The following is a 7,148-nucleotide window of genomic DNA, read 5'->3' as shown; positions in this document are numbered from 1 at the left end:
TCGCCCCCTCGGCAGAGGGGCTTGCTCCGCGGCGCCTCAGCAGCCGCCGCGCCCGGCCCTCGCCCCCTCGGCAGAGGCTTGCTCCGCGGCGCCTCAGCAGCCGCCGCGCCCGGCCCTCGCCCCCTCGGCAGAGGCTTGCTCCGCGGCGCCTCAGCAGAGGGGGCGGGATTCGAACCCGCGGTAGGTCTCCCTACGACCGCTTTCAAGGCGGTTCCGATCGGCCACTCCGGCACCCCTCCTCGGCCCGTCGCCACCGGAGCGACACACGAGCCGGAGAACGAGTGTAGGAGGAGCCGGCGGATTCGCCGTCCGCGGTCGGGTCTTGTTCAATTCGACCCATGAGCAACCCCCTCGCCCCGTCGGTCTCCGACTACCGGCTCGCGCCGCCGGTGATGGCGCGCTTCGTGGGGGCCTATCTCGTGCTGCTGGCCGTCGTCCTGCTCGGTACGACGGCCGCCGCCGTCGCGCTCGACCTCAACGCCGACCTCCTGGTCGTCGTCCTCGCGCTGGGAGTCCTCGGCCTGATCGCGCTCGCGTGGTGGCTGCGCAGCAAGCTGGTCGTGGTGCGGCTGACCGACACGGGCTACCAGGTGCGCCTGGTCCGGGCGGCCGGCGTCACTGAGGCCCGCTGGACCGAGGTGGAGGACGCCGTCGCGGCCGCTCCCAGCGACATCGAGTGCCTCGTGCTGCGGCTCAAGGACGGGCGCTCCACGACGATCCCGGTGCAGCTGGTGGCCGGCGACAAGGACGACTTCGCCCGCGACGTACGCGACCACCTCAAGCGCGCCCACCGCTGAGCCCCGGCCGGCGTACCCGGTTGCGGGCGGGCCGATTGGGTGCCGCACGCCGGTGCTTGTAACCTTGCTCCGCTGGCTGGTCCCTCGCGTCCGGCCGAGCGGAGGAGGCGTCGCCTAGTCTGGTCTATGGCGCCCGCCTGCTAAGCGGGTTTGGGGCTACAACCCCATCGAGGGTTCAAATCCCTCCGCCTCCGCAGCAGCGAAGATCCGCCCGGGCAACCGGGCGGATCTTTCTCGTTGCGGCGGGTATCCGTGTGTCGGTTGTGATAACGGGTCACCACGCCTTGCCACCGCGCGGATGATGTACCACGCTTGGGAGTCAAGGAGCGTGTTCTGGGGCAATCGGGTGCCCCCTTCGACAGGAGACTGGAAATGAAGAAGGCCGCACGTCGGTTCGCGCTGGCGACCGTTGCCCTAATCGCTTCGCTCGGCGTTGTCTCGCTGCCGTCGGCTGCCGACGCCGACACCGGCTGGCCGTCGCGCGTGGTGGTCCGCCACTACGACCGCTGACCGCGGGCCCACTGACTGTCACCGACCCCGGTCCGGGCGATGCCCGGACCGGGGTCGGTCGCGCTTACGAACCGTCCGTCTCCTGCCCGGCGATGCCCAGCTGGCCCATCGTGTAGCCGAGCTGGAAGCGCGTCTCCGCGTCGTACTCCTCCTTGAGCTCGGCGACGTAGCCGGCGTACGTGCGCGGGCTGACGCCCAGCCGCTTCGCGCTCACCGCGTCGGCGTGGCCCTCGATCAGCATCCGGATCGTCATCGCGCGCTGCTCCGACGCGATCTCCTTCATCACGCTCTGCCCGCCGCTCGCGAACGGCCGGCCGCGGGCGAAGGTCCGCTCGAAGACGTCGACCAGGTAGGCGACGATCGCCGGCTCGCGTACGACGACCGCCGTGGTCGGGCTGTCCGGAGCCGGGATCAGCGCGACCCGGCGGTCGACCACGATCATCCGGTCGAAGAACTCGTCGAGGGTGCGTACCTCGGCGCCGTGCTCGGTCACGTGGGCGACGTACTTGTGCGTGGCGGGGTGGCGCCGCGCGCTGTGCTGGTAGAGCGTCTTCATGACGAGCCCGCGCTGCAGGGCGGCGATGTCGCGCTCGGCCGCCTGGGTGACGGTCCGGGTGCTGCGGTTGGCCTGGGGCTGCGCGGTCAGCAGCTCCTCCTGGGCCTCGCTCACGAGCGTCGTGAGGTACGGCTGGACGGCGTCACCGTGCAGGTACAGGAACGGCCCCGTCTCGTTGGCCGCCGGTGAGCGCCGCCAGCTCTGGCTGAGCCCCGCGAAGGCGCTCGCCCAGCGCGCCGACTCGTCGATCAGGCGCGCGCCCTCGGTCCCCAGCGGGGTGACCACACGCGACTGGGCGCTGCTCGGCTCGAGCGGCCGCCACGTCGTACCACCGCCGTCGCGCTGGAGCAGCCCGAGTCGCACGAGCAGGTCGAAGGCGGGGCGGGAGGCCCCCTTGTCGGACACCCGCGGGTCGTCCTCGGCGATGCCGCCCTCGGCGAGGACCTGCTCGTAGAGACCGGCCGCCTCACGCTCGAAGAGCTCCCGGTCCTCCGGCCTGATCCCTGCCATGTGGACATGCTTCCACAAGGGGAGGCCGCGCTGATTCGGCATCGGCGTGCCTGCTCGGCTATTCTCTACCGGTCGCCCAGCGACGAGCGCCTGTAGCTCAACGGATAGAGCATCTGACTACGGATCAGAAGGTTTGGGGTTCGAATCCCTACAGGCGCGCAGGACACGAAAGCGCAGGTCAGCCTCGGGTGACCTGCGCTTTCGTCATTCGGGCGAACTTACCCCGCCCAGCGTCGGAGCTCTCCCGCCAGGACTCGTCCGAATCGCAACTCCGGGAAGTGTGCGCCGGCGCCGACGACGTTCTCGCCCTCGAGCTCGCGGAAGAGCCGTTCGCGGACGCGGGCGGCGAGTTGCGGGTCGACGTCACCGATGGACTGCCAGGTGGGCTCGTCCAGCTGGATCGGGCAGACGATGGCGTCGCCGAGGAGGAGTGCCCGATGGCCGCCCGAGGACACGATCACCGAGAGATGTCCCGGTGTGTGCCCCGGCGTCATGACGATGTCGATGCTGGGTGCCACCGTCGTGTCTGCGTCCACGAGGTGCAGGCGTGCGCCGTCCATCGCCGTGAAGCCGTGCCGGATGTGGTCGAACATCCACACGTCCGGGTTCGTGACGAAGTGCGTCCAGTCCGCGGCGCCCACCCAGAGATCTGCCCGGGGAAACACCGGCGCGCCGGAGAGGTCGAACAACCAGCCGCAGTGGTCGGCGTGCAGGTGTGTGCAGATGACCGCGTCGATGTCACCCGGCAGCACGCCTGACGCGCGGAGGCCCAGCAGGAGCTGGCCGCCCACCAGGAGGCGTCGCTCGCCGTCGTCCCGCATCGCCGGCCCCATCCCCGCGTCGACCAGGATCGTCTGGGTGGCGGTTCGGATCAGGAAGCATCCGATCGGCAACCAGGCCTTGCCGTCGCGACCGAAGAAGCCCGGGTGGCTCTCGGCGGTGACGTGGTCCCCGAAGTAGGTCGGACCTGCTCGGAACGTCCCGTCCGTCAGCGGGTGGAGGTCGATCTCCCCGATGCGCATGACGTCCTCCCTTGCGTCCGGACGCCTCAGCCGACCGGGAAGTCGGTGAGCGGCGCGGTCTCGCGGGTGTGGTCGAGATTCTCCTGCAGTGCGGCGACCTTGGCGGTGGCGTAGGCGTGCGCGTCTGAGCCGAGCAGCACCCGGAGCGGAGCATCCTCGTCGCGGACGACGTGCTCGATGATGCGAGCCGCACCCCGCGCGGGGTCGCCGAGCTGGCTGCCCTGCAGCTCAAGGTGGTCCTGGACCATGGCGCGGAGTCCGGGGTAGGCGTCGCTGGTCGCCTCGGGGAGCCGCAGCGAGTCCGTGGTCAGGAAGGAGGTCCGGAAGTAGCCGGGCTCGACGATGGTGACGCGGATGCCGAAGTCGGCGAGCTCGGCTGCCAGCGCCTCGCTGATCGCCTCGAGCGCGAACTTGCCGGCGCTGTAGAGCCCCCAGCCAGCGACGGCGGTGAGCCCGAGGACCGAGGACACGTTCACGACGTGGCCGGACTTCTGACGGCGCAGGACGGGCACCGCGGCGCGGAGCACGTTGTAGGCGCCGACGACCTGGACGTCGAGCATGTCACGAACGTCCTGGCTCGACGTCTCCTCCACGGCCGCGAGGAAGCCGTATCCGGCGTTGTTCACGACCACGTCGAGCGAGCCGAAGTGGTCGGTGGTCCGACGCACCACCTGCGTGACGGCTTCCTCGTCGCGGAGATCGACCTCGAGGGGGAGCAGTCGGCCGGCGCCGACGTCCGCTCCGAGCGCGGAGACAAGGCGGTCTGCCGAGCGGGTGGTCGCGGCGACGTTGTCGCCGCGCTGCAGCAGCTGGGAGACGAGCTCGAGGCCGAGGCCGCGTGAGGTGCCCGTGACGAACCAGGTGGCGGGACGGTGAGTGGGACGGGTCATGACTTCCTCCGGTCAGGTGAGGCCCCCCTGTCGGGGCCGATGCATCCAGAGTTGCCGCGCAACCTGCTCCACGAGTGGCCTCCGCACGCCCTGCTGGTCCGAGGACGGAGCAACCGAGGACCGCCAGTCCTACCTTCGGCTCGGCGCCGCCGCCCCCGGTTCACGCACACTGGACACATGGCGGAGAAGAACACCGAGCTCGCGGACTTCCTGCGGCGCGCCCGTGAGCAGGTTGCGCCCGACCGGGCCGGCCTGCCGTCGGACGGTCGGGTACGCCGGGTGCGTGGCCTGCGCCGCGAGGAGGTGGCGCTGCTTGCCGGCGTCTCCACCGACTACTACGCCCGCCTGGAGCAGGGCCGTCGCATCCAACCGTCCGCAGCAGTGGTCGAGGCGCTCGGCCGGGCCCTGGACCTCGACGCCGCAGGCCGGGCGCACCTCCTGGACCTCATTGGCCTCAACAGCGCCGCTGCGCCCCTTCGTGCCCGGCCCGTGCAACGCGTCCGTCCGGGTGTCCGGCAACTCATCGAGTCCTTGGAGGGCGCGCCCGCGCTGGTGCTCGGCCGCCGCAGCGATGTCCTGGCCCAGAACCGGCTCTGCCGCGCACTCTTCACCGACTTCGAGAGCAGGCCGGCGAGCGAGCGGAACTACGCCCGATGGATGTTCCTCGACCCCGAGTCACAGTCGCTGTTCGTGGACTGGGAGCAGCAGGCGCGCGCCACCGTCGAGAGCCTGCGCCTGGAAGCGGGAAACGACCCCGCTGACCGCGCGACGGCCGAGCTGATCGCCGACCTGCGGAACAACAGCCCGGAGTTCGCCCGCTGGTGGGACGAGCACCGGGTCTATCAGCGAACGCACGGCTCCAAGGCGCTTCGGCACTCGCTCGTCGGCGACCTCATCGTCGAGTACGAGACGCTCACCCTCCCGGGCGACCCCCACACCACGCTCTTCGTCTACACCACCGAGCCGAGGTCCCCGTCCAGCCGGGCCCTCGCACTGCTGGCGAGCTGGTCACTGGCGTCCACCAAAGGCTGAGCGCGCCGGCGACGTGACGTCGCCGGGTCGCCGACACGTCGCTTGACCGCCGGGATCCGCACACCTAGCCTAAAGGCGCAAAGAATGTGCCATTAGTTCTATCGTCCGACGGAGATCCCTGTGTCCCTTCATCCCGTTGCCCGTCAGCTGCTCGACGACGCAGCTGCCAGCGACCAGCCAAACAGTCACCTGCTGCCCGTCGAGGTCGCCCGCGACAACTTCGAGCGCATGTTCGCCGGAATGGATGTCCAGGAGGTCGCTTCGGTCGAGGAGCTGGTAGTGGCGACGGGCGAAGAGCACATCCCGGTCCGCCTCTATCGCCCTCGAGCTGGAGGCGTGCTTCCCCTGGTCGTTTACCTTCACGGTGGGGGATGGCAGATGGGCAGTCTCGCGTCGCACGACGGTGTGTGCCGCGCGATCGCCAACGAGTCCGGATGTGCGGTACTGAGCGTCGAGTATCGCCGCCCGCCTGAGGCAAAGTTCCCGACCGCACCGCACGATTGCTACGCAGCGCTGGTGTGGGCTGTTGACCATGCCGACCAGCTCGCCACCGACAGAACGCGCATCGCGGTGGTGGGTGACAGCGCCGGCGGCAATCTTGCGGCGGCCGTGAGCCTTCTCGCCAGGGATGACGACGGGCCCGAACTTGCCTGCCAGGTTCTCATCTACCCGGCGACGACCTTCGACCTCGACCGCGGTTTCGACGTGGAGCTCGAGGGCTACGTGCTCTTCCGTGACGAGGTGCAGTGGCACAAGGACGCCTACTTCTCAACGCCGGAGGACGCAAAGTCGGACTACGCCTCGCCGCTCGATGCGGACCTCTCCGGACTGCCCGCGACCTTCGTCCTGACGGCGGAGTACGACCCGCTCGGCAAGGCGGGTCTTGCGCTCGTCGAACGGCTGCGGTCCCAGGGCGTGCCCACCGAGCACCGCCAGTACGACGGCATGATCCACGGCTTCGTCCAGTTCCCCGACCTCTTCGACGACGCGACCGTCGCCATCGGCGACATCGGCGCCTTCCTCCAGCGCCACGTGGGGACCGCGTGATGTCGTCGTTCTCCGGACGGACGGCTGTCGTCACCGGAGCGGGCGGGGGAATGGGGCTCGCCATCGCCGTGGATCTCGCTGCGCGGGGTGCACGGGTCGTCGCGGTCGACGTCAAGGAGGCTCCGACTGAGCTGCCCGACGGGGTCACCTTCTGCCGCGGTGACATCTCGGACTCGGGGCTCGCGCCAGAGGTCGTGAGCCTTGCCGGGTCGATCTCTGCAACCGGTGTCGTCGACATGCTGGTGAACGCGGCCGGAGTCGCGTGGTTCGCTGATCCCGGCCTCCCTCCTCCGCCCTTCGTGGACGGCTCGATCGTCGACATCGATCCGGCGGCGTGGAAACGCGTGCTCGACATCAACCTCACCGGGTCGATGCTGATGACTCGGGCGGTCCTGCCCGGTATGCGCGCGCACGGGGCCGGCTCCCTGGTGCACATTGCGAGCATCGCCGGCCTGCGCTGCGCGGATGGCGCCCTGGATGCCTACCAGGTCTCGAAGGCAGGGCTGATCAGCCTCTCCCGCGGGCTGGCTGCCCAGTACGGGCCGGAGGGCATTCGGTCCAACACGGTGTGTCCAGGAGCCATCGTCACCCCGATGATCGCCGGCATCTACGAGAACGACCCGGCGCGGGAGCAGTCGATGGCGGCCCGGGTACCCCTTCGTCGCGTCGGTACGACGGCGGACGTGTGCGCTGCCGTCACCTACCTGCTGTCGGACGACGCATCCTTCGTCACCGGTACCGACCTGGTCGTCGACGGAGGCTGGCTCACCAACATGGGATGAGC

Annotated in this window: 8 protein-coding genes and 3 tRNA genes; 7 read left to right on the top strand and 4 right to left on the bottom strand. The window is 69.9% G+C overall.

Features of this window, described 5'->3' with window-relative positions:
* Positions 1-154 precede the first annotated feature (154 nt).
* Positions 155-239: transfer RNA gene (locus tag AC2YHB_RS24415), tRNA-Ser, on the bottom strand.
* Between the two features lie 99 nt (positions 240-338).
* Here AC2YHB_RS24415 and AC2YHB_RS24410 point away from each other — a divergent pair.
* From AC2YHB_RS24410 to AC2YHB_RS24400, 3 genes are all read left to right on the top strand, one after another.
* On the top strand, positions 339-797 hold the full coding sequence (locus AC2YHB_RS24410; protein ID WP_036549272.1) for a hypothetical protein: 459 nt from the start codon (positions 339-341) through the stop codon (positions 795-797).
* Positions 798-900: 103 nt separating this feature from the next.
* Positions 901-991 (top strand) — tRNA-Ser (locus tag AC2YHB_RS24405).
* A gap of 178 nt (positions 992-1,169) precedes the next feature.
* Positions 1,170-1,307: a hypothetical protein gene (locus AC2YHB_RS24400; RefSeq protein ID WP_179648379.1), complete on the top strand. Its 138-nt coding sequence runs from the start codon at positions 1,170-1,172 to the stop codon at positions 1,305-1,307.
* A 64-nt stretch (positions 1,308-1,371) separates the two neighbouring features.
* On the opposite strand, the gene AC2YHB_RS24395 is transcribed toward AC2YHB_RS24400, so the two are convergent.
* Complete coding sequence (locus tag AC2YHB_RS24395) at positions 1,372-2,373, bottom strand: phospholipase D-like domain-containing protein (RefSeq protein WP_036549270.1); 1,002 nt, start codon at positions 2,371-2,373, stop codon at positions 1,372-1,374.
* Between the two features lie 86 nt (positions 2,374-2,459).
* Between AC2YHB_RS24395 and AC2YHB_RS24390 the strand changes: the two genes are divergently transcribed.
* Positions 2,460-2,532 (top strand) — tRNA-Arg (locus tag AC2YHB_RS24390).
* A gap of 59 nt (positions 2,533-2,591) precedes the next feature.
* Here the strand turns inward: AC2YHB_RS24390 and AC2YHB_RS24385 are convergent.
* A complete protein-coding gene (locus AC2YHB_RS24385; RefSeq protein ID WP_179648378.1) occupies positions 2,592-3,395 on the bottom strand; it encodes an MBL fold metallo-hydrolase in 804 nt (267 codons plus the stop codon).
* A gap of 26 nt (positions 3,396-3,421) precedes the next feature.
* On the bottom strand, positions 3,422-4,285 hold the full coding sequence (locus AC2YHB_RS24380; RefSeq protein WP_179648377.1) for an SDR family NAD(P)-dependent oxidoreductase: 864 nt from the start codon (positions 4,283-4,285) through the stop codon (positions 3,422-3,424).
* Positions 4,286-4,462: 177 nt separating this feature from the next.
* On the opposite strand from AC2YHB_RS24380, the gene AC2YHB_RS24375 reads away from it, so the two are divergent.
* The 3 genes from AC2YHB_RS24375 (at position 4,463) to AC2YHB_RS24365 (ending at position 7,146) form a co-directional block, all read left to right on the top strand.
* Positions 4,463-5,317 carry a helix-turn-helix transcriptional regulator gene (locus AC2YHB_RS24375; RefSeq protein ID WP_179648376.1) on the top strand — a complete coding sequence of 285 codons (855 nt, stop codon included), beginning with the start codon at positions 4,463-4,465 and terminating at the stop codon, positions 5,315-5,317.
* 120 nt (positions 5,318-5,437) lie between these two features.
* Complete coding sequence (locus tag AC2YHB_RS24370) at positions 5,438-6,364, top strand: alpha/beta hydrolase (RefSeq protein ID WP_179648375.1); 927 nt, start codon at positions 5,438-5,440, stop codon at positions 6,362-6,364.
* A complete protein-coding gene (locus AC2YHB_RS24365) occupies positions 6,364-7,146 on the top strand; it encodes an SDR family NAD(P)-dependent oxidoreductase (protein ID WP_179648374.1) in 783 nt (260 codons plus the stop codon). Before AC2YHB_RS24370 ends, AC2YHB_RS24365 begins: the two co-directional genes overlap by 1 nt.
* Positions 7,147-7,148: the final 2 nt, after the last annotated feature.

Source organism: Nocardioides sp. SRI_004 (genome assembly GCF_057586415.1).
Note: the sequence above shows the minus strand (reverse complement) of the source record. Positions and strands in the feature narration are given on the sequence as shown.